General features: G+C 68.2%; 15 protein-coding genes. 6 read left to right on the top strand and 9 right to left on the bottom strand.

The genetic code is table 11. The features are described 5' to 3' along the window. Positions 1-3 precede the first annotated feature (3 nt). Positions 4-588 carry a TIGR03086 family metal-binding protein gene (locus tag ACL9RL_RS17360; protein ID WP_422781538.1) on the top strand — a complete coding sequence of 195 codons (585 nt, stop codon included), beginning with the start codon at positions 4-6 and terminating at the stop codon, positions 586-588. Between the two features lie 30 nt (positions 589-618). Here the strand turns inward: ACL9RL_RS17360 and ACL9RL_RS17355 are convergent, their stop codons facing one another. From ACL9RL_RS17355 to gatC, 4 genes are all read right to left on the bottom strand, one after another. Further along, the gene (locus ACL9RL_RS17355; protein WP_422781537.1) at positions 619-1,215 is read right to left on the bottom strand and encodes a hypothetical protein; all 597 of its coding nucleotides are present in this window, start codon (positions 1,213-1,215) and stop codon (positions 619-621) included. 155 nt (positions 1,216-1,370) lie between these two features. Continuing rightward, the gene (gatB, locus tag ACL9RL_RS17350; RefSeq protein ID WP_422781536.1) at positions 1,371-2,879 is read right to left on the bottom strand and encodes an Asp-tRNA(Asn)/Glu-tRNA(Gln) amidotransferase subunit GatB; all 1,509 of its coding nucleotides are present in this window, start codon (positions 2,877-2,879) and stop codon (positions 1,371-1,373) included. 3 nt (positions 2,880-2,882) lie between these two features. Further along, a complete protein-coding gene (gene gatA / locus ACL9RL_RS17345) occupies positions 2,883-4,394 on the bottom strand; it encodes an Asp-tRNA(Asn)/Glu-tRNA(Gln) amidotransferase subunit GatA (protein WP_422781535.1) in 1,512 nt (503 codons plus the stop codon). Continuing rightward, positions 4,391-4,690, bottom strand: a complete 300-nt coding sequence (gatC, locus tag ACL9RL_RS17340; protein ID WP_422781534.1) for an Asp-tRNA(Asn)/Glu-tRNA(Gln) amidotransferase subunit GatC — start codon at positions 4,688-4,690, stop codon at positions 4,391-4,393. The genes gatA and gatC overlap by 4 nt, the downstream gene beginning before the upstream one ends. 133 nt (positions 4,691-4,823) lie before the next feature. On the opposite strand from gatC, the gene ACL9RL_RS17335 reads away from it, so the two are divergent. Next, a complete protein-coding gene (locus ACL9RL_RS17335) occupies positions 4,824-6,551 on the top strand; it encodes a long-chain-fatty-acid--CoA ligase (protein ID WP_422781533.1) in 1,728 nt (575 codons plus the stop codon). Here the strand turns inward: ACL9RL_RS17335 and ligA are convergent. Then, entirely contained in the window at positions 6,548-8,860 is a 2,313-nt protein-coding gene (gene ligA, locus ACL9RL_RS17330) for an NAD-dependent DNA ligase LigA (protein ID WP_422781532.1), read from the bottom strand. The genes ACL9RL_RS17335 and ligA overlap by 4 nt on opposite strands. Before the next feature lie 215 nt (positions 8,861-9,075). Here ligA and ACL9RL_RS17325 point away from each other — a divergent pair, with 215 nt between their 5' ends. Further along, entirely contained in the window at positions 9,076-10,563 is a 1,488-nt protein-coding gene (locus ACL9RL_RS17325) for a sugar porter family MFS transporter (RefSeq protein WP_422781531.1), read from the top strand. A gap of 93 nt (positions 10,564-10,656) precedes the next feature. Here ACL9RL_RS17325 and mnmA read toward each other — a convergent pair whose 3' ends face one another. Both mnmA and ACL9RL_RS17315 read right to left on the bottom strand, forming a co-directional pair. Next, positions 10,657-11,769, bottom strand: coding sequence for a tRNA 2-thiouridine(34) synthase MnmA (mnmA, locus tag ACL9RL_RS17320; protein ID WP_422781530.1), 1,113 nt, complete (start codon positions 11,767-11,769; stop codon positions 10,657-10,659). A gap of 68 nt (positions 11,770-11,837) precedes the next feature. Continuing rightward, positions 11,838-13,061: a cysteine desulfurase family protein gene (locus ACL9RL_RS17315; protein ID WP_422781529.1), complete on the bottom strand. Its 1,224-nt coding sequence runs from the start codon at positions 13,059-13,061 to the stop codon at positions 11,838-11,840. 63 nt (positions 13,062-13,124) lie between these two features. Between ACL9RL_RS17315 and glgX the strand changes: the two genes are divergently transcribed. Next, positions 13,125-15,167 carry a glycogen debranching protein GlgX gene (gene glgX / locus ACL9RL_RS17310; protein WP_422781528.1) on the top strand — a complete coding sequence of 681 codons (2,043 nt, stop codon included), beginning with the start codon at positions 13,125-13,127 and terminating at the stop codon, positions 15,165-15,167. Next, positions 15,167-15,661 (top strand): Cys-tRNA(Pro) deacylase, encoded by a 495-nt coding sequence (gene ybaK / locus ACL9RL_RS17305; protein ID WP_422781527.1) that lies wholly within the window; start codon positions 15,167-15,169, stop codon positions 15,659-15,661. Before glgX ends, ybaK begins: the two co-directional genes overlap by 1 nt. Before the next feature lie 10 nt (positions 15,662-15,671). Here the strand turns inward: ybaK and ACL9RL_RS17300 are convergent, their stop codons facing one another. Then, positions 15,672-16,598: a saccharopine dehydrogenase gene (locus ACL9RL_RS17300; RefSeq protein ID WP_422781526.1), complete on the bottom strand. Its 927-nt coding sequence runs from the start codon at positions 16,596-16,598 to the stop codon at positions 15,672-15,674. Positions 16,599-16,672: 74 nt separating this feature from the next. Between ACL9RL_RS17300 and ACL9RL_RS17295 the strand changes: the two genes are divergently transcribed. Then, entirely contained in the window at positions 16,673-17,347 is a 675-nt protein-coding gene (locus ACL9RL_RS17295) for a TetR/AcrR family transcriptional regulator (RefSeq protein ID WP_422781525.1), read from the top strand. A 28-nt stretch (positions 17,348-17,375) separates the two neighbouring features. Here ACL9RL_RS17295 and glgP read toward each other — a convergent pair whose 3' ends face one another. Then, positions 17,376-19,949: an alpha-glucan family phosphorylase gene (glgP, locus tag ACL9RL_RS17290; RefSeq protein ID WP_422781524.1), complete on the bottom strand. Its 2,574-nt coding sequence runs from the start codon at positions 19,947-19,949 to the stop codon at positions 17,376-17,378. Positions 19,950-20,061 lie beyond the last annotated feature (112 nt).

Below are 20,061 nucleotides of genomic sequence, written 5' to 3'. Positions count from 1 at the left end.
CCCGTGACTGACATCGACTGGCTCCACATGCAGCAACTCGCAACCGACGAGTTCACCAGACGGCTCGAAGCGGTCACCGATTGGGACGGTGAGACACCGGACACCGAGTGGACGACGAAGCAACTCGTGCAGCACGTCATCGAAGAGCAGCAGTGGATCGATCCGCTCCTCGGCGGCATCACGGTGAAGCAGGCCGAAGCGCTCATCGCGCCGCTCTCGAACGACCTCCAGGCCGAATGGGAGCGCTATGCTGCGCAGGCCCGTGCCGCCTGGCTCCGCGCCAAGCCGACGACCCGCGTCCACCTGTCGTACGACACGGTCAACCTCGACCACTACCTGAGCGAGCAGGTGTCGGACGTGGCCATCCACACGTGGGACCTGGCGCGCGCGACCGGCTCGGACGAGAACCTGCCGATCGAACTCGTCGAAGCGGTGTGGACCGTCTTCGAGCCGCAGCAGGACGCACTCGAAGCGAGCGGGCTCTTCGCGTCGAAGGTCGACCTCGGGGAGGACGCTCCGCTGCAGTGGCGGCTGCTCGCGCTCACCGGACGGGACGTGCGAACCGCCCGGCCGCTCCCCCGGAGCTGACCGAGCTGACCCGGACCCCGGAGCCTCCGTTCACACCAGCCCGTAGATGAGCGGCCGTAGCCACTCGCGGAACGCCTCTCGGTCGTCGCGGAGCGTCTCGCTCACGACGATCGTGTCGGAGGCGACGACCCACGCGCCCGTCTCCGCGATCGGCAGCACCTCGAGGTCGATCCGGAACGAACTCGACTGACGCCGCAACTCGAACTGACGCTCCCGGATGAGGTCGTAGACGTCACGAAGCCGCGACGGTTGTCGCGAGTTCAAGGCGACGGCGTACTCGCGGAGGCGGTCATCGGCCCAGACCGACGCGTCGCCGTACGCACGGTACGCGAGTTCCTGCAATTCGAGCGCACGATCGAACGCCGCGAAGTGCGGCGGTTTGGCCTCGACCACGAACGGCCTCGTGTCACGACGGGCGATGCCGAGCCACCAGCCGTCCCACTGGGCGGCGAGGAGGGTCTGGTCGATGTCGCTCACGTCGACCCGCGGGACCTCCGGCGCGACCGCCGGCAGGTGCGGCGCGCAGACAGCGCCGAGTCCCGCCATCTGCCGGAGCGCGAGTGCGATCAGCAGCACGGTGGGGCAGTCTTCAGTGACCTGCCAGCGAATGGTTCCTTCCACCAGCATGCGAGCAGTGTAAACCCACACCCGTGGGCTGGGCCAGGGCTACCGTGTGCGCACCACCGGACACTTCGACAAGCTCAGTGACCGGACGCCCGGTCCCTGAGCTTGTCGAAGGGCCCGAAAGCTCACAACGACACCACCCGGGACCGGACCGAGGACTACTCCGCCGTTGCGGCCGCGCGCTCCAGGACGAGTTCACGCACACGAGCCGCATCGGCCTGTCCGCGCATGGCCTTCATGACCGAACCGATGACCGCGCCGGCCGCCTGCACCTTGCCGTCGCGGATCTTCGCGAGCACGTCGGGCTGGGACGCGAGCGCCTCATCGATCGCGGCGATGAGCGCTCCGTCGTCCGAGACGACTTCGAGCCCGCGCGATGCGACGACCTCCGCCGGTGCACCCTCGCCGGCGATGACGCCTTCGAGCACCTGGCGGGCGAGCTTGTCGGTCAGCGTTCCGGCATCGATCAGTCTGGCGAGCTCTGCGACGTGCTCCGGCGAGACGAGCGTCGAAGCCTCGACGTCCTGCTGGTTCGCGAGGCGCGAGATCTCACCCGTCCACCACTTGCGCGCAGCAGCAGGCGTTGCGCCGGCGGCGACGGTCGCGGTGATCTCGTTCAGCAGGCCACCGTTGACGACGTCCTGGAACTCGAGATCGGTGAAGCCCCACTCGCCCTTCAGACGACGACGACGCAGCGCCGGCGCCTCGGGCAGCGCGGCACGCAGCTCCTCGATCAGCTCCGGCGACGGAACCACGGGCAGCAGGTCCGGCTCAGGGAAGTACCGGTAGTCGTCGGCGTCGCTCTTCGGACGGCCGGCAGACGTTGCTCCCGTGTCCTCGTGCCAGTGACGGGTCTCCTGCGTGATCGAACCGCCGGCCTTGAGGATGGCCGCCTGACGCTGGATCTCGTAGCGGACCGCGCGCTCGACGGAACGGAGCGAGTTGACGTTCTTCGTCTCCGTGCGCGTGCCGAGCTTCTCCTGGCCACGCGGGCGCAGCGAGATGTTCGCGTCGCATCGCAGGTTGCCCCGCTCCATCTTCGCGTCGGAGATGCCGAGCGCCACAACGATGTCGCGGATTGCGGAGACGTACGCCTTCGCGATCTCGGGTGCGCGGTGCTCAGTGCCGTAGATGGGCTTCGTGACGATCTCGACGAGCGGCACACCGGCACGGTTGTAGTCGACGAGCGAGTACTCCGCACCCTGGATGCGGCCGGTCGAACCACCGATGTGTGTGAGCTTGCCGGCGTCCTCCTCCATGTGCGCGCGCTCGATCGGCACGGTCACGATGGTGCCGTCGGCGAGCTCGACGTCGACGGAGCCCTCGAAGGCGATCGGCTCGTCGAACTGAGAGATCTGATAGTTCTTCGCGAGGTCGGGGTAGAAGTAGTTCTTCCGGGCGAAGCGGCTGGACGGCGCGATCGAGCAGCCGAGGGCGAGGCCCAGGCTGATCGAGTAGCGCACGGCCTGCTCGTTCACAACGGGCAGCGAGCCCGGGAGACCGAGGCACACGGGCGAGATGTTCGTGTTGGGGGCGTCGCCGAACCCGTTGGGCGCCGACGAGAACATCTTCGTCTTGGTGTTGAGCTCCACGTGGACCTCGAAACCGAGGACGGGCTCGTACAGTTCGAGCGCCTCCTCGTAGGACAGGAGTGCGTCCTTCGCCATGTTCTACTTCCCTCCGAGAGTCGGTGCCTGCGAGATGAGCGAGTGTCCCCACTGCCCTTCGAGCAGCGCTTCGAGCGCCGCTCCCACCCGGTAGAGCCGGGCGTCTTCCCTCGCGGGGGCCATGAACTGGATGCCGACGGGCAGGCCGTCCTCCGGCGCGAGGCCGATGGGGACGCTGATGCCCGGGATGCCGGCGAGGTTCGCCGGGATGGTGGTGACGTCGTTGAGGTACATCGCGAGCGGGTCGTCGATGCGCTCACCGAGCTTGAACGCCGTGGTGGGGGCGCTCGGGCTGACGAGGACATCGACCTGGTCGAACGCCGCAGCGAAGTCGCGCTGGATGAGCGTGCGCACCTTCTGGGCACTGCCGTAGTACGCGTCGTAGTAGCCGGCGCTCAGGGCGTAGGTGCCGAGGATGATGCGTCGCTTGACCTCCGGGCCGAAACCGGCCTCACGCGTCGCGGACATGACCTGCTCGACCGTGCCGCCACCCTGGGGCGTGACCCGCATGCCGAAGCGCACGGAGTCGAACTTGGCCAGGTTGCTCGACGCCTCCGCCGGGAGAATGAGGTAGTACGCGGCGACCGCGTACTCGAAGTGAGGTGCGCCCACCTCGACGATCTCGGCCCCATTGGCCTCGAGGACCGCGAGCGCCTCCTGGAAGCGGCTCTTGACACCGGCCTGGAAGCCTTCGCCGTTGAGTTCCTTGACGACGCCGACGCGCAGGCCCTTGAGGACCTGACCCGTCGCACCCTCGCGGGCGGCGGCGGCCATCGACGGCCAGGCGTCCTTGAGGGACGTCGAGTCGAGGGCGTCGTGGCCCGCGATGACGTCCTGCAGGAGGCCCGCGTCGAGGACCGTGCGGCTCACTGGGCCGACCTGGTCGAGCGAGGAGGCCAGCGCGATTGCGCCGTAGCGGCTGACCGCGCCGTACGTGGGCTTCACGCCGACGGTACCGGTGACGTGCGCCGGCTGACGGATCGATCCACCGGTGTCGCTGCCGAGCGCGATGGGCGCCTCGAACGCGGCGACCGCAGCAGCGGAACCACCACCGGATCCACCCGGGATGCGGTCGAGGTCCCACGGGTTGTGCGTCGGGCCGTACGCGGAGTGCTCCGTGCTGGACCCCATCGCGAACTCGTCCATGTTGGTCTTGCCGAGCGGCACGAGGCCGGCAGCGCGCGAGCGTGCCACGACCGTCGCGTCGAAGGGCGACATGTACCCCTCGAGGATCTTGCTGCCGGACGTCGACGGCATGTCGGTCGTGACGAGCACGTCCTTGATGGCGAGCGGCACACCGGCGAGTTCACCGAGCTGTTCACCGGCGGCACGACGGGCGTCGATGTCGGCTGCGACCGTGAGCGCGTTGTCGGAGACGTGCAGGAAGGCGTGGACGTCGCCGTCGACCTGGGCGATGCGATCGAGGTGGGCCTGCGTGGCCTCGACGCTCGACACCTCGCCGGAGGAGAGCTTGGCCGAGAGCTCGGCCGCGGTCAGGCGGATCAGATCGGTCACTGCTCTTCTCCCAGGATTGCGGACACCTTGAAACGGTTGTCGGCGGACTCCGGCGCGTTCAACAGCGCCTGCTCCACGGTCAGCGTGTTCCCGACGACGTCGTCGCGGTAGACGTTCTCCAGCGGGATCGGGTGGCTGGTGGCCGGCACGTCAGGCGTCGCGACCTCCTGCACCTTGGCGATGCTGTCGACGATGGAGTCGAGTTCGGTGGTCAGGTGGTCGATCTCGTCCTGACTCAGGGCGATCCTGGCGAGGTTCGCGAGATGCGCGACCTGCTCGGAGGTGATTTCAGACATGCGTCTCCCGTACGTGTTGCGGTGGCGGTGGGTCCAGTCTATTCGTCCGGGCGTCACTCCCCTACTCTCCTGGCGTCGTGCGGGAGGCGTCGTCACCGCGCGGAAGCGGGCGCATTCCCCGTAGGGTTGTCCCGTGAGATCGAGCGATGACGCCACCGACGCAGACCGTACGACCAGACCGCGCCCCTGGGTCGCCAGCTACGCCGCGGGGGTGCCGTCCGACATTCCAGAGCAGACAGGGAGCCTCGGCGACCTCGTCGAGCAGTCCGCGGCGAGCTACCCGGACGCCGTCGCCCTCGAGTTCTTCGGTGCGACGACGAACTACACGGAGCTGACCGAGCAGATCGCCCGCGCCGCGGAGGGGCTCCGGTCGCTCGGCGTCCGCTCCGGCGACACCGTCGCGCTGATGCTGCCGAACTGCCCGCAGCACATCGTCGCGTTCTACGCCGTCCTCCGCCTCGGCGCCGTCGTCATCGAGCACAACCCGCTCTACACGCCGCAGGAGCTGCGCCACCAGTTCGAAGACCACCGCGCGAAGGTCGCGATCGTCTGGGACAAGGTCGCACCCCACCTGCAGGACTTCCCGGCGGACCTCGCGGTGACCTCGCTTATCACGATCGACATCACCCGAGCGATGCCGGCGACCATGCGTCTCGCACTCCGCCTGCCGATCAAGAAGGCCAAGGAGTCCAGGGCGCAACTGACCGGCCCCGTCTCGGGCACGATCCGCTGGGAGAGCCTGCTCGCATCGAATCCGATCGATCCTGAGCACCCGAAGCCGGCGACGTCGCAGCTCGCGCTCATCCAGTACACGAGCGGGACGACGGGTTCGCCGAAGGGCGCGGCGCTCACCCACGCGAACCTGCTCGCCAATGCTGCCCAGTCCCGCGCCTGGGTTCCGACGGTCAAACGCGGTGAGGCGGTCGTCTACGCCGTCCTGCCGATGTTCCACGCCTACGGCCTGACCCTGTGCCTCACCTTCGCGATGAGCATGGGGTCGCGGCTCGTCCTGTTCCCGAAGTTCGATCCTGACCTCGTGCTGAAGGTCATGCGCAAGCGGCCGCCGACCTTCCTCCCCGCCGTCCCGCCCATCGCGGATCGACTGCTCGCAGCCGCCACGGCGCAGGGCGTGTCCATCCGCGGCACCGAGATCGCGATCTCCGGAGCGATGGCGCTCCCCCATGAGCTCGTGGTCCCGTTCGAGCGCGCATCAGGCGGATTCCTCGTCGAGGGCTACGGGCTCTCGGAGTGCTCGCCGGTCATCTCTGCGAACCCCGTCTCAGATGGGCGGAAGCCCGGCACGATCGGCCTGCCGCTGCCGAGCACCGAGGTCAAGATCGTGGACCCTGAGGACCCGACGACCGAACGACCGACGGGCGAACCTGGCGAACTCCTCGTCCGCGGTCCGCAGGTCTTCCAGGGGTACTACAACAAGCCACAGGAGAGCGCTGCGGTGCTGCTCCCAGGGGGTTGGTTCCGCACGGGCGACATCGTCCGCATCGACGACGAGGGGTTCATGACGGTCGTCGACCGCATCAAGGAGCTCATCATCACGGGTGGATTCAACGTGGCGCCGACCGAGGTCGAGCATGTCCTGCGAAGCCACCCGTCGATCACCGATGCCGCCGTGGTCGGCCTGCCGAGCGCGCACTCCGGCGAGGAGGTCGTCGCGGCGGTCGTCGTCGCACCAGGGCAGACGCTCGACGTCGAAGAGCTCCGCGCCTACGCTCGTGGCATCCTCACGCCCTACAAGGTGCCGCGGCGCATCGTCCAGGTCGACGCCCTGCCGACGTCCCTCATCGGCAAGGTCCTGCGTCGTTCAGTCAGGGAGCAGCTCCTGCAGGACGACCAGCAGCACTAGCTGGAGGATTCAGCCGGCTCAGGGGCGGGCCCCAGGGCGTCCGGGCCCTCGGTGACGAGGATGGCGAACTCGGCTGCATCGATGATGCGGACACCGAGCGACTCGGCCTTTGCCAGTTTGGAACCGGCGCCTGGACCGGCAGCGACGAAGTCCGTCTTCTTCGAGACGCTCGATGCGGCCTTGCCGCCGGCCGAGATGATGGCCTCCTGAGCGCCGTCCCGTGTGAAGCCGTCGAGCGAACCCGTCGCCACGATCGTCAGACCGGAGAGCACTCCGCCCGAGGCCTCCGCTGCACCGGGTCCTGGGTGACCAGGGGTGGCGAACTGCACACCGTCCACCGTCCACCGGTCGACGATGTCGCGGTGCCAGTCGACCTCGAACCACGCCAGCAGGGCGTCCGCGATGATGCCGCCGACGCCGTCCACCGCCGCGAGTTCCTCGCGGCTGGCGGACCGGATCGCGTCGAGCGAACCGAAGTACTCGGCGAGCGAGCGAGCCGCCACCGGACCGACGTGACGGATGTTGAGCGCCACGAGCAGCCGTGACAGCGGGCGGAATCTGGCGGCGTCGAGATTGGCGAGCAACTCGATCGCGTTCTTCGACGGCACGGAGTCCTCATCGCCGTCGAATTCGGCGGCATCGGGGTCGTGGAAGCCATCCTTCTTGGGCGCTCGCTTCCGACGGAACGGCGTATCGGTCTTGGGTGTGCCGTCGTCGAGGAGTTTGGGCAGACCCGTCTCGGAGTCCCGGACGACGACCGTCACCGGGAAGATGTCCGCCATCTTGAGCGAGAAGATGCCCGCCTCGGTGGGCAGCGGCGGCTGGGCCGGTTCGAGCGGCTGCGTGAGCGCGGCGGCAGCGACCTCGCCGAGCGCTTCGACGTCCAGCGCGCTCCGCGAACCGAGGTGCTCCACCCGACCACGGACCTGCGCAGGGCAGCTCTTGGAATTGGGGCAGCGGAGGTCGATGTCGCCCTCCTTGGCCGGAGCGAGCGGTGTGCCGCACTCCGGACAGTCGGCCGGCATCACGAACTCCCGCTCCGTGCCGTCGCGCAGTTCCACCACCGGCCCGAGGACCTCCGGGATGACGTCACCCGCCTTCCGCAGGACGACCGTGTCACCGATGAGCACACCCTTGGCCTTCACCACGTCCTGGTTGTGCAGCGTGGCCTGGCGGACCTCGCTCCCGGCGACGCGCACCTTCTCCATCACCGCGAACGGTGTTGCCCGGCCGGTTCTGCCGACGCTCACCACGATGTCGAGCAGTTTGGTGTTGACCTGCTCCGGCGGGTACTTGTAGGCGATCGCCCAGCGAGGCGCCCTGCTGGTCGCCCCGAGCTCCGCGTGCAGTGCGAGATCATCGATCTTGATGACGATGCCGTCGATCTCGTGTTCGACGCTGTCTCGGTGCTCGCCGAAGTACTGGATGAAGGCTGCTGCGTCCGCGGCCGTCTTCGTCACGCGGTAGTGCGTCGAGGTGGGCAGGCCCCAGCTGTGCAGCAGCTCGTAGACCTGCGACTGCGAGCGGACGGGTGGGTTCTCCCACGCGCCGATGCCGTGCACGAGCATCTGCAGCCGAGACAGGCGGTCCTTCATGAGGGTCAACTGAGCCGGCGTCTTGCTCTCGGCCTTCTGGCGGAGCGAGCCGCTGGCCGCATTGCGCGGGTTCGCGAAGATGCGCTCCCCGGCCTCCGCCTGCGAGGCGTTGAGCTCTCGGAAGGCCTCGACCGGGAAGAAGATCTCGCCGCGCACCTCGACGACGTCCGGGAACGGTACGACGGCGTCCGACCCCGTCGGCGCCGGAGCCGGCTGCAACCTGGTGGGGATGGAGGCGATGTACTTGACGTTCTCCGTCACGTCCTCCCCGACGACGCCGTCTCCGCGCGTGGCGGCGCTCACGAGCACACCGCGTTCGTAGCGGAGGTTGATGGCGAGCCCGTCGATCTTGAGCTCGCACAGGAAGTCGACGGCGCCCCCTGCGTCGCGCTGCGCCTTGGCGGCCCACGCCTCGAACTCCTCGATCGAGAAGACGTTGTCGAGGCTCAGCATGCGTTCGAGGTGCGTGACCGGATCGAACAGCGTCGTCTCTGCGCGCCCGCCGACGGTCTGCGTCGGGCTGTCCTGGCTCTGCAGCTCCGGATAGAGCCGTTCGAGTTCTTCGAGCCGGTGGATCATGCCGTCGTACTCGAGATCGGAGACGAGCGACTCGTCGCGCTCGTAGTACGCGTCGCGCAGTTCGAGGATGCGCGTCGTCAGCGCCTCGGCTTCCTGGGAGGCCTGCTGGAGAGTGAGTTCGATGCCGTCTGCCACCTGCTCAGTCTAGAGAAGGCCGCCGACATCGGCCCATCCGGGACCGGATCGCGCCACCCCCTTGATGAGGGCCGTGACGCGAGTACAGTGGACGGCGTTCGGTGTCGAGCGAGGGGGACGCCGACAACATCGTGCACGACCGTACTCGCTGACCCTCCCGACGAACCTCCGCAGTGCAATCCGCCGCGGAGCAGGCAGTGCAGAAACGAGGAATCGTGTCCACAACCCCAGCGAGCGGCAGTACGCCAGACATCAGTCCGAAGCAACTCCAACGTCGGGTGGTGGGAATCGCGATCTCGGCGGCCGTCGGCGGATTCCTCTTCGGCTTCGACTCGTCGGTCGTCAACGGCGCGGTCGACGCCATGCAGACGGCCTTCAATCTGAGCGAAGTCGCGATCGGCTTCGCCGTCGCCTCCGCGCTCCTCGGTTGTGCGCTCGGCGCCTACCTCGCCGGCCGCATCGCCGACAGTCGAGGACGCATCTTCACGATGCTCATCGGCGCCGGGCTCTTCTTCGTCTCCTCCTTCGGCGCCGGCTTCGCGTTCGCGCCGTGGGATCTCATCATCTGGCGCGTCGTCGGCGGCCTCGGCATCGGCATCGCCTCCGTCGTCGCCCCCGCCTACATCGCCGAGATCGCCCCGAGCACCATCCGCGGCCGCCTCGCATCGCTGCAGCAGCTCGCGATCACCCTCGGCATCTTCGCTGCGCTCCTCTCGGACTCGCTGCTCGCGGGGGCCGCCGGAGGCGCGATCAAGGAACTCTGGTTCGGCGTCGAAGCGTGGCGCTGGATGTTCATCGCCTGCGCGATCCCAGCGGTCGTCTACGGCCTCCTCGCCCTCAGACTGCCTGAGTCGCCCCGCTTCCTCGTCCGCGCTGGTCGTGTCGACGAAGCACGCAAGGTCTTCGCGAGCATCCTTCCGAAGGCGGAGGTCGACAAGGCCGTCCGTGAGGCCGAGCAGGCTGTCAAGCAGGACGAGACCACGAAGAAGGCCAGCCTCTGGTCGGGTCCGGGCCGGCTCCTGCCGATCGTCTGGATCGGCATCATCCTGTCGATCTTCCAGCAGTTCGTCGGCATCAACGTGATCTTCTACTACTCGACCACGCTTTGGAAGGCGGTCGGCTTCCAGGAGTCGGATTCGTTCACGATCTCCGTCATCACCTCGGTCACGAACGTCGCCGTGACGATCGTCGCGATCCTGCTCGTCGACCGCATCGGTCGCCGCCCCATCCTGCTCACGGGTTCCATCGGCATGGCCGTCTCACTCGGCGCGATGGCGATCTCGTTTATGAACTCGTCCACGAACGCGGCTGGCGATGTCAGCCTCGACCAGCCGTGGGGCACGGTCGCGTTGATCGCCGCGAACGTCTTCGTCGTCGCGTTCGGCGCGTCGTGGGGCCCGCTCGTCTGGGTGCTGCTCGGTGAGATCTTCCCGGGCAAGATCCGCGCGAAGGCACTCGGTGTCGCCGCGATGGCCCAGTGGATCGCGAACTTCCTCATCACCGTGACGTTCCCCGGCCTGTCGGCCTGGTCCCTGCCGCTCACCTACGGCATGTACGCCTTCTTCGCCCTGCTGTCGTTCTTCTTCGTCCTCATCAAGATCCCGGAGACGAACGGTCTGACGCTCGAACAAGCGGAGACGCTGTTCGTCAAGAAGCCGAAGGGTCAGAATGCCGCCGCGAAGGCCGCCACGAAGACCGTGTAGGTCCGGGCGCTGAGACGCACCCGCAGAAACGGCCACCGACATCGCGTCGGTGGCCGTTTCGGCGTTCTGGGTGTTGCGGCTGCGCGCCTGGGCTCAGCCGGTGGCCGAAACCGGGACAGCGCTCACGGTGCGATCGATCGTGAACTGACCGAGCACACGGGTTCCGAGGTAGAGGACTGCGGTCTGACCGGGTGCCACGCCGTCGAGCGGCACGTCCGGCCGAACCACGATCTCGCCGTCGACGAGCACGGCGGTGGCCGGGACCGGATCGGCGTGCGCGCGGATCTGCACGTCGCAGGAGAACGCCGTCTCGAGGTTCTCCGGGGCGCGCCCGGCCCAGGTGTACCTGCCGCCGGCGATCTCACCGATCGCGAGCGCCTCCTTGGGGCCGACGACGACGGTGTTGTCCTTCGGTCGCACTTCCAGCACAAAACGAGGGCGGCCGTCGGGAGCCGGGACACCGAGGTGCAGGCCCTTCCGCTGACCGACCGTGAAGGCATGCGCACCCTCGTGCGAACCGACGACCGAGCCGTCCCGATCGAGCACCTGCCCGGTTTCGGTTCCGACGCGCTCCCCCAGCCAACCGCGGGTGTCGCCGTCCGGGATGAAGCAGATGTCGTGGCTGTCCGGCTTGTTCGCGACGGTGAAACCGCGCTCTGCCGCTTCAGCGCGCACCTCGGCCTTGGACGGCGTCGCACCGAGCGGGAACATCGAGTGGGCCAGCTGCTCAGCGGTCAGGACGCCGAGGACGTAGGACTGGTCCTTGGCCCAAGCGCTTGCGCGGTGGAGTTCGCGATGGCCGTCCTCCGTGGTCACGATGCTTGCGTAGTGGCCGGTGACGACGGCATCGAATCCGAGGTCGATCGCCTTCTCCAACAGGGCTGCGAACTTGATCTTCTCGTTGCAGCGCATGCAGGGGTTCGGCGTGCGGCCGGCGCGGTACTCCGCGATGAAGTCGTCGACGACGTCGAGCTTGAACCGCTCGGAGAAGTCCCACACGTAGTACGGGATGCCGATGAGGTTCGCGGCCCGCTGGGCGTCCATCGAGTCCTCGATGGTGCAGCACCCTCGGCTGCCCGTGCGGAGCGTGCCCGGCATCCTGCTGAGCGCAAGATGCACGCCGACCACGTCGTGCCCGGCGTCGACCGCCCGTGCCGCCGCCACTGCGGAATCGACTCCGCCACTCATCGCTGCCAGTACCTTCACCCGACAAGTCTACGCGCCGTATCCTCCAGGCCTCCCGGAAGCGGCGGCCTGGCCGAACGGGCGAGTGGTCAGGGGCGCGCGCCGAGGACCGTGGTCCGGTCCGCGTAGCCGGCCTTCGCGGCGTTCGCGTAGGCGTGCGGCAGCGCTCGGACGAGTGCATCGACGTCGGCCTCTGTCGTCGTCCGTCCGAGGGTGACGCGGATGGCGGTCCGTGCGACGTCCTCCGAGCGACCCATCGCGAGGAGCACGTGCGACGGCTCCGGCACTCCGGCCTGACAGGCCGATCCGGTGGAGACGGCGACACCGGCCATGTCGAGCAGGAACAGGAGCGAGTCCCCCTGCGCGCCGGGGAAGACGAAGTGCGCGTTGCTCGGCAGGCGATCGACGGGGTCGCCGTTCACAACTGCGCCGGGGACCGCGTGCTGCACGCCGGCGATCAACCGCTCCCGCAGCGCCGTCAAGCGGGCGTGCTCTGTGATCCGGTCGCGTTCTGCTGCTGCGGCGGCGACGGCGAACGACACCGCTGCGGCGACGTCCTGGGTGCCGGAGCGCAGCCCGCGCTGTTGCCCCCCGCCGTGCTGGAGCGGTTCGAGCGTCACGGACCGCGATGCAACGAGTGCGCCGATGCCGACGGGTCCGCCGATCTTGTGGGCGGAGACGCTCAGCGCGACGAGTCCCGTCGCCCCCGTCGAACCGGACGCTGCGCGCAATCCGTCGACGTCGATCGGGACGTGGCCGTATGCCGAAACGGCGTCGATGTGGAACGGGACGCCGTGTGCGGCGCTGATCCCGGCGATCTCGGCAACGGGCTGGATGGTGCCGACCTCGTTGTTCGCCCACAGCATCGTGGCGAGCGAGACGCGGTCCCCGTCCTCGGCGAGCGCCGCGGCGAAGGCGGCAGCGTCGATGCGGCCGAGGGCGTCGATGCCGATCCAGCGCGGCTGGGCGCCCTCGTGCCGCTGCAACCACTCGATCGTGTCCATCGTCGCGTGGTGCTCACCGTTCGGGGCCACGACGACGGGGCGGGTGCGGTCGTCTTGTCGTTTCCAGTGCAGTCCTTTGACCGCGAGGTTGATCGACTCGGTGCCGCCGGAGGTGAAGACGAGCTCGATGGGGTCGCAGCCGAGGGTGGCCGCGACGGTCTCCCGTGCTTCCTCCAGCATCCGTCTGGCCTGCTGCCCCGGACCGTGGATGGATGCCGGGTTGCCGACGACGGCCATCGCCTCGGCGTACGCGCTGATCGCTTCAGGGCGCATGGGGGTGGTGGCCGCGTGATCCAGATAGACCGACACGTTCATCTCCAAACAACACTCGTTGGGGAAGATTGCCCCCACTCACTCACTACTCTAGAACGCATGACTGCCGCAGACCCCCTGCACGACCTCGGAGTCCGCCTCGGCCCCTACGGCGGCGAACTCCGCGTCTGGTCCGAGCACGCCGATGCACTCGAATTGGTGATCTTCGACGACAAGGATCCCAACTGGATCACCCGCACCGTGCAGATGGAACGCGGCGAGGGGAACGTCTGGACCGGTCGCTCACGCAGCCTCATCCGGGGTCGCCGGTATGCGGTCAGGGCATCGGGTCCAACGAGTCCGAACAACGTCTTCAACCCGCAGACGCTCCTGCTCGACCCCTATGCGCGCGGACTCACCCGGGTCGCCGCGGAGCAGTGGCGTTCATATGTCGTCGACGACGCGTTCGACTGGGGTGAGGCGCAGAAGCCGAAGACCCCGCTGGATCGGACAGTGCTCTACGAGGGCCATGTCAAGGGACTCACCCGCCTTCACCCCGGTGTCCCGGAGGAACTGCGGGGCAGCTACGCAGGACTCGCGCACCCCGCCATGATCGAGCACCTGCACTCGCTCGGCGTGACGAGCATCGAGTTGCTCCCCGTGCACGCGTTCGTCTCCGAGCAGCGGCTCATCAAGCAGGGGCTCACCAACTATTGGGGCTACAACACCGTCAATTTCTTCAGTCCGCACGCCGCGTACGCGACGCGTCAGGCGCAGGCGGCAGGTCCCGACGCCGTGCTGCGGGAGTTCAAGGGGATGGTGAAGCTCCTCCACGAGGCCGGCCTCGAGGTCATCCTCGACGTCGTCTACAACCACACGGCCGAGGAGGGTCTCGGCGGCCCGCGGATGAGCTTCCGCGGCATCGACAACGCGAACTACTACCGTCAGGACGACACGGGCGCGTACATCGACGTCACCGGCTGCGGCAACACCGTGAACTTCTCGCACGATGTTCCACAGCGCCTCGTCCTCGACTCGCTGCGCTACTGGGCGAACGAGGTCCAGGCGGACGGGTTCCGTTTCGACCTCGCGGCGACGCTCGGCCGTGACGAGCGCGTCGAGTACACGCGTGACCACCCGCTCATCAACGCGATCGTGACCGATCCGCAGCTCGCGGACGTCAAGATGATCGCCGAGCCGTGGGACGTCGGCATGGGCGGTTGGCAGACCGGCAACTTCCCCGATGGCTGGCACGAGTGGAACGACCGCTACCGCGACCGCGTCCGGAACTTCTGGCTCTCCGACATCGATTACGCCAGGCGTGCAGAGGCCCCCATCGGCATCGGCGGATTCGCCACTCGTCTGGCGGGGTCGAGCAACACCTTCGCCGCGGAGCGCGGCCCGCTCGCCTCGGTCAACTTCATCACGGCACACGACGGCTTCACCCTCGCGGACCTCGTCTCCTACGACGTCAAGCACAACGTCGGCAACGGCGAATCCAACCGCGACGGCACCGACAACAACCGGTCGTTCAACCACGGCGCGGAGGGCCCGACGACGGACGAGACGGTCCTCGCAGCCAGGCGCAAGGCCATGCGGAACCTCCTCGGCACCCTGTTGCTCTCCTCCGGGATGCCGATGCTGACCGCCGGAGACGAATTCGGCCGTAGCCAGCAGGGCAACAACAACGCGTACTGCCACGATTCCGAACTCACCTGGCTCGACTGGACCTTCGAACCGTGGCAGCAGGACCTCCTGCAGCACACGACGAAACTCCTCGAACTCCGCCGCACGAACCCGGCGCTCCGGCCCATCCGGTTCGCAACGCTCGGCGAGGACACGCCGAGCGCATCGGTCATGGACTGGTTCGACGCCGGTGGCGAGACCATGAGCACCGACGACTGGACGAGCCCGCGCAACCGCACGCTGCAGTTCTTCTCCGCGTCGACGCCGGAGACGGAGGACGCCAACCGGATCCTCTTGATCGTCCACGGCGTCGAGACCTCCGTCGACGTCACCCTGCCGGCGCACGATGACGTCGACCACTACGTCCGCGTCTGGAACAGCGCGAACGAGACGCCGGATGCACCGGAGCAGCAGTTCTCCCCCGGCGACGTCCTGCCCGTCGCGCCGACGTCGATGCAGCTCTTCCGAGCGGTGTGATGGCGGCGAAGAAGCGTCAGGAGGGTGGTGGGACCCCGGCGACCGTGCGCCTCACGACGCTCGGCATCGCGTTCGTCGCACACCCGTACGTCCACGACCCGGCGGCACCCAGCTTCGGCCTGGAAGCGGCTGCGGCCCTCGGCGTCGCGCCGGAGCGGGTGTTCAAGACGCTCCTGGCCGACGTCGACGGCACGCTCGTGGTCGGCGTCGTCCCCGTGTCGACGCAACTGGATCTGAAGGCAATCGCGGCGGCCGCCGGCGGCAAACGTGCGCAGATGGCCGACCCGGCGCTCGCGGAGCGGAAGACCGGGTACGTCGTCGGCGGCATCAGCCCCATCGGGCAGAAGACGCCGCTGCGCACGTTCGTGGACGAGTCCGCCGGCCTGTGGGACACGGTGTTCGTGTCCGGCGGACGTCGCGGGTTCGATCTGGAACTCCGTGCGGACGACCTCCTGACGGTCACCTCCGGAGCGTTCGCGGACATCGCGCGCTGACCCGGGCAGATCAGTCCCGCCCGACCGTGATGCCGTCCCATCCGTCGACGTCCTCCACGGCGAGCACGGCTTGGACGCCGTGCACACCGGCTGCGAGACCGACCGATCTGATCGCGGCGGTTGCAGCCGCGAGCCCGGTCGCGCGGGACTGACCGTTCCCCACGGCCCAGGCGCGCTCGCCAGAGCCCGATTCGGCCAGGACGACCCAGCGGTCACCTCCCGGCAGGTGCACCGCTGGGAGTCCGCGTGCGCCCGGCACCCAGGTCAGTACGGCGAGGAGGGCGGTGCTGAACCGGTCGTCCGTACCGAAGAATGAGCGCACCGGCCGATCGAGTTCACGCGTGAGGGTGTGCTGATCGGCGAAATCGGCCCGCAACAACCGTCTCACCCGCCCGCCAGGCAGCAGCATCGATCTGGGCGAGGTGTAGTTGCGGACCCGGCCGCCACCGGCCGGGTCGACGAAGGACTGTCCGAACAGCGAGTAGCTCCATGCCGTGGCCGCCGGTCCGTGGGCATCCCCTGCGCCCAGGACGATGCCGATGTCGATCGGTCCGACAGAGCGAGCGGCCACGTCCCTGGCCAACACGTTGGTGATCCCGGGGGCGAGTCCGACGCCCAGGACGACGGGAGCAGACCAGTCGCGCCGCTCGAGCTGCTGCAGATAGGCGGCCGTCGCACTGATCTCGACGAACGCCGCGCCGGCCGAGGCGACCGAGGCCGCCACTCGTGGATCTTCCTGACCTGAAGCGTTCACAACGACGTCGACGTGTTGAGCTGCACTCGTGAGGCCGATGAGATCCGGGCCTTGCAGATCGACCACGATGTCGGTGCGCGCAGCGTTTCGACCACCGCTGACCGCTTCGACGCCTTGCGCACGGAGCGATGTGATCGTTTCGCGTCCGACCGCGCCTGAACCACCGAGCACCAGAACCCGCATCGCTCCTCCATCCAGCCACTCTTTTTAGAGTGGAACTAAAAGAACTCTATCTATAGTGTCACTATAGTCATCGTATGGACGGAGACCTCCCCGAGTCGTTCGCAGCACTCCCCACGAAGCCGGACGGACGCAGAGCACGTGCTGAACGAACGCGCGCGGGGATCGTCGAGTCGGCCGTCGCGCTCTTCGCCGAGACCGGATACACCGCGACCTCCATCTCGGCGATCGCCGCGCGGGCCGGCGTCAGCGAGCAGACGATCTACTACTCCTTCGGCACCAAGCGCGAGATCCTCGCGAAAGCCCTCGACGCCGCAGCGGCCGGCGACGACGCGCACATCCGGATCATCGACCGCGCCTGGGTGCGGCACGCCACGTCAGCCGAGCACGCCGCAGAACAGATCCGACGGCAGGTCGCCGGTGCCGCAGAGATCCTCTCCCGCACGGCCGGCATCCTCGACGTCGTGCGCGGAGCGATGAACACGGAACCGGAGATCGCCGTGCTCTGGAACGAGAACCTCGCGCAGCGCAGACTCACGCAGCTCGTATTCGCCCGCGCCCTCGCCGCCCGTGGTGCGTTGGCGCCCGGCCTGACTGCCTCACGGGCTGCTGACCTCTCGCTCGCAGCGACGAGCCCGGAGAGCTACCTCCTGCTCACCCGGGATCGCGGCTTCAGCGCGCGGGACTGGGAGCACTGGACGACGCGGATGCTCGTCGGAACGTTGCTCGACGGCGCAGAGGCCTCGGGCTGAACCCGCCAGGGCGACGCCGCAACGACGACTACCCCTCAGCCACCGCGATGAGCCCGAGTTCCGCCGGCCCGATGAGATGCGGATGCCGCGGCACCACACGGACCGTATAGCCGAAGCCGCCGGCCCGGTCGAGGACGATCGACCCCGTGTACTCGAGCGAATCGTCCGGCGAACCCGTGCGCGACGACTGCTGCCACTCGAGCGCCTCGGTGCGGACCTGCGTCAGTTCCCCGCCAGGCTCGGAGACACCGGAGACGACCTCGACCGCGACGTCCTCAGGACTCAGCTCACCGAGCTGCACGTACGCGCGCAGCCGGAGGACGTCGCCGACCTGCGGGACCTCGTCGACGCCGCCGCTCTCCACATGGGCGACGACGACGCCCGGCCAGGCCTGTCGCACTCGCGCCTTGTACACGGCGAGATCCCTGGCGCCCTGGTTGTTCGACGCCGTGAGGGTCGTCTCCATCGCCCCGGCCGGCAGATACATCCGCTCGACGTACTCGCGGACCATCCGGTCGGCGCTCAAGGCCGGTGACAGCGTCGTGATCGTGTGCCGGACCATCCGCATCCACCGCTCGGGCAGACCGGCCTCGTTGCGCTCGTAGAACCGCGGAGCCAGCTGATGCTCGATCATCTCGTAGAGCGCAGCAGCCTCGAGGTCGTCGCGTTCGTCATCACTCGTCGCGTTGTCCGCCGTGGGGATCGCCCACCCGTTCTCGCCGTCGAAGAACTCATCCCACCAGCCGTCGAGGATCGACAGGTTGAGGGCGCCGTTCAACGCGGCCTTCATCCCGGACGTCCCGCAGGCCTCCAGCGGACGCAGCGGGTTGTTGAGCCACACGTCGCACCCGGGGTACAGGTTCTTCGCCATCGCGATGCCGTAGTCGGGCAGGAACACGATGCGCGTGCGCAGCTGCGGGTCCTGACTGAACTGCACAAGCTGCTGGATGAGCCGCTTGCCCTCGTCGTCGGCCGGATGCGACTTGCCGGCGATGACGATCTGCACTGGCCGCTCCTCGTCGAGCAGGAGGCGCCGCAGACGCTCCGGATCGCGCAGCATGAGCGTCAGGCGCTTGTACGTCGGGACACGGCGTGCGAAGCCGATCGTCAGCACGTCCGGGTCGAGGAGGTCGTCGATCCACCCAGGGACGACCGCCGTCGGCGTCTCGGATCGCAGGCGGGAGGAGACCCGCCGTCTGACGTCCTGCACGAGCTGCTCGCGCATGTCCCGGCGCAGCGACCAGAGCGCATCGTCTGTGAGGGACGGAGAGGACCAGTCCGCGGCGGAGGTGTCCGTGGTCCCGAGCGTGCCCTCGGCGAGCGCCGCGACCATCGCATCGGTCCAGGTCGGCGCGTGGACGCCGTTCGTGACCGAGGTGATCGGCACGTCCGAGACGTCGAATCCGGGCCAGAGCCCCTTGAACATCTCCCGGCTCACCGCGCCGTGCAGGACGCTCACACCGTTGGCCCGCTGGGCGAGGCGCAACCCCATCATGGCCATGTTGAAGACATCGCCGGAACCGCCGTTCGCCTGCTCGTCCCCGAGGGCGAGCACATCGGACGTCGCGACCCCTGGCAGCAGATCGCCGGTGAAGTAGCTCTCGATGAGCGACCGGTCGAATCGGTCGATGCCGGCCGGGACGGGTGTGTGGGTGGTGAACACGGTGCCGGCCCGCACGACCTGCACGGCCTCGTCGAAGCTCAAGCCGATGCCGATGAGATCGCTGATCCGTTCGAGACCGAGGAAGCCGGCGTGCCCCTCGTTCGTGTGGAAGACCTGCGGAGCGGGCTGATCGTTCAGCTCCGCCCACCGCTTGATGGCGCGTACGCCGCCGATGCCGAGCAGCAGCTCCTGCAGCAGGCGATGCTCGCCCGAGCCGCCGTAGAGGCGGTCCGTCACAAAACGCAGCCCGTCGGCGTTCTCCGGGATGTCGGTGTCGAGCAGCAGCAACGGGACGCGGCCGACCTGTGCGATCCACACACGCGCGTTGAGCGTGCGATCCTCCGACAGCGCGAGGGTCACGGTGACGGCGGTGCCGTCCGGCTCCCGGAGCACCGTGAGCGGGAGGCCATCCGGGTCCTGGACCGGATACGTCTCCTGCTGCCAGCCGTCGGAGGTGAGCGACTGTGCGAAGTAACCGGAGCGGTACAGCAGACCGACGCCGACGAGCGGCACCCCGAGGTCCGAGGCGCTCTTCAGGTGGTCGCCGGCCAGGATGCCGAGGCCGCCGGAGTACTGCGGGAGCGCTGAGGCGATGCCGAACTCAGGTGAGAAGTATGCGATCGACGTCGGCTTCTGCTCCTCGATGCCCTGATACCAGCGCGGCTCGGCGATGTAGGCGCGGAGATCGTCGCGGAGCGCCTGCGCGCGGGCGACGAAGCCTTCGTCGGCCGCGAGCTCGTCCAACCGCTCCGGCGTCACCATGCCGAGTCCGCTGATGGGGTCGTGGTCGGTGTCGCGCCAGACGAGCGGCTCGATCTCGGCGAACAACCGCTGCGTCGGCTCATGCCAGGACCAGCGAAGGTTCGCCGCGAGCTCGGCGAGCGGCGCGAGCCGTTCCGGGATGACTGCACGGACGGTAAACCTGCGGATGGCCTTCACGCGCTCAGCATAAGGCAGGTGCATGACGACGACGTAAACCCTGCGTCGTTGCACGGCGCATCGGCCCGATTCGCGGTACGGTCGGACGAGTGTCACCGAAGGAGATGGATCG

The sequence above is a fragment of the Plantibacter sp. Mn2098 genome, from assembly GCF_049319745.1.
GTDB lineage: Bacteria > Actinomycetota > Actinomycetes > Actinomycetales > Microbacteriaceae > Plantibacter.
Note: the sequence above shows the minus strand (reverse complement) of the source record. Positions and strands in the feature narration are given on the sequence as shown.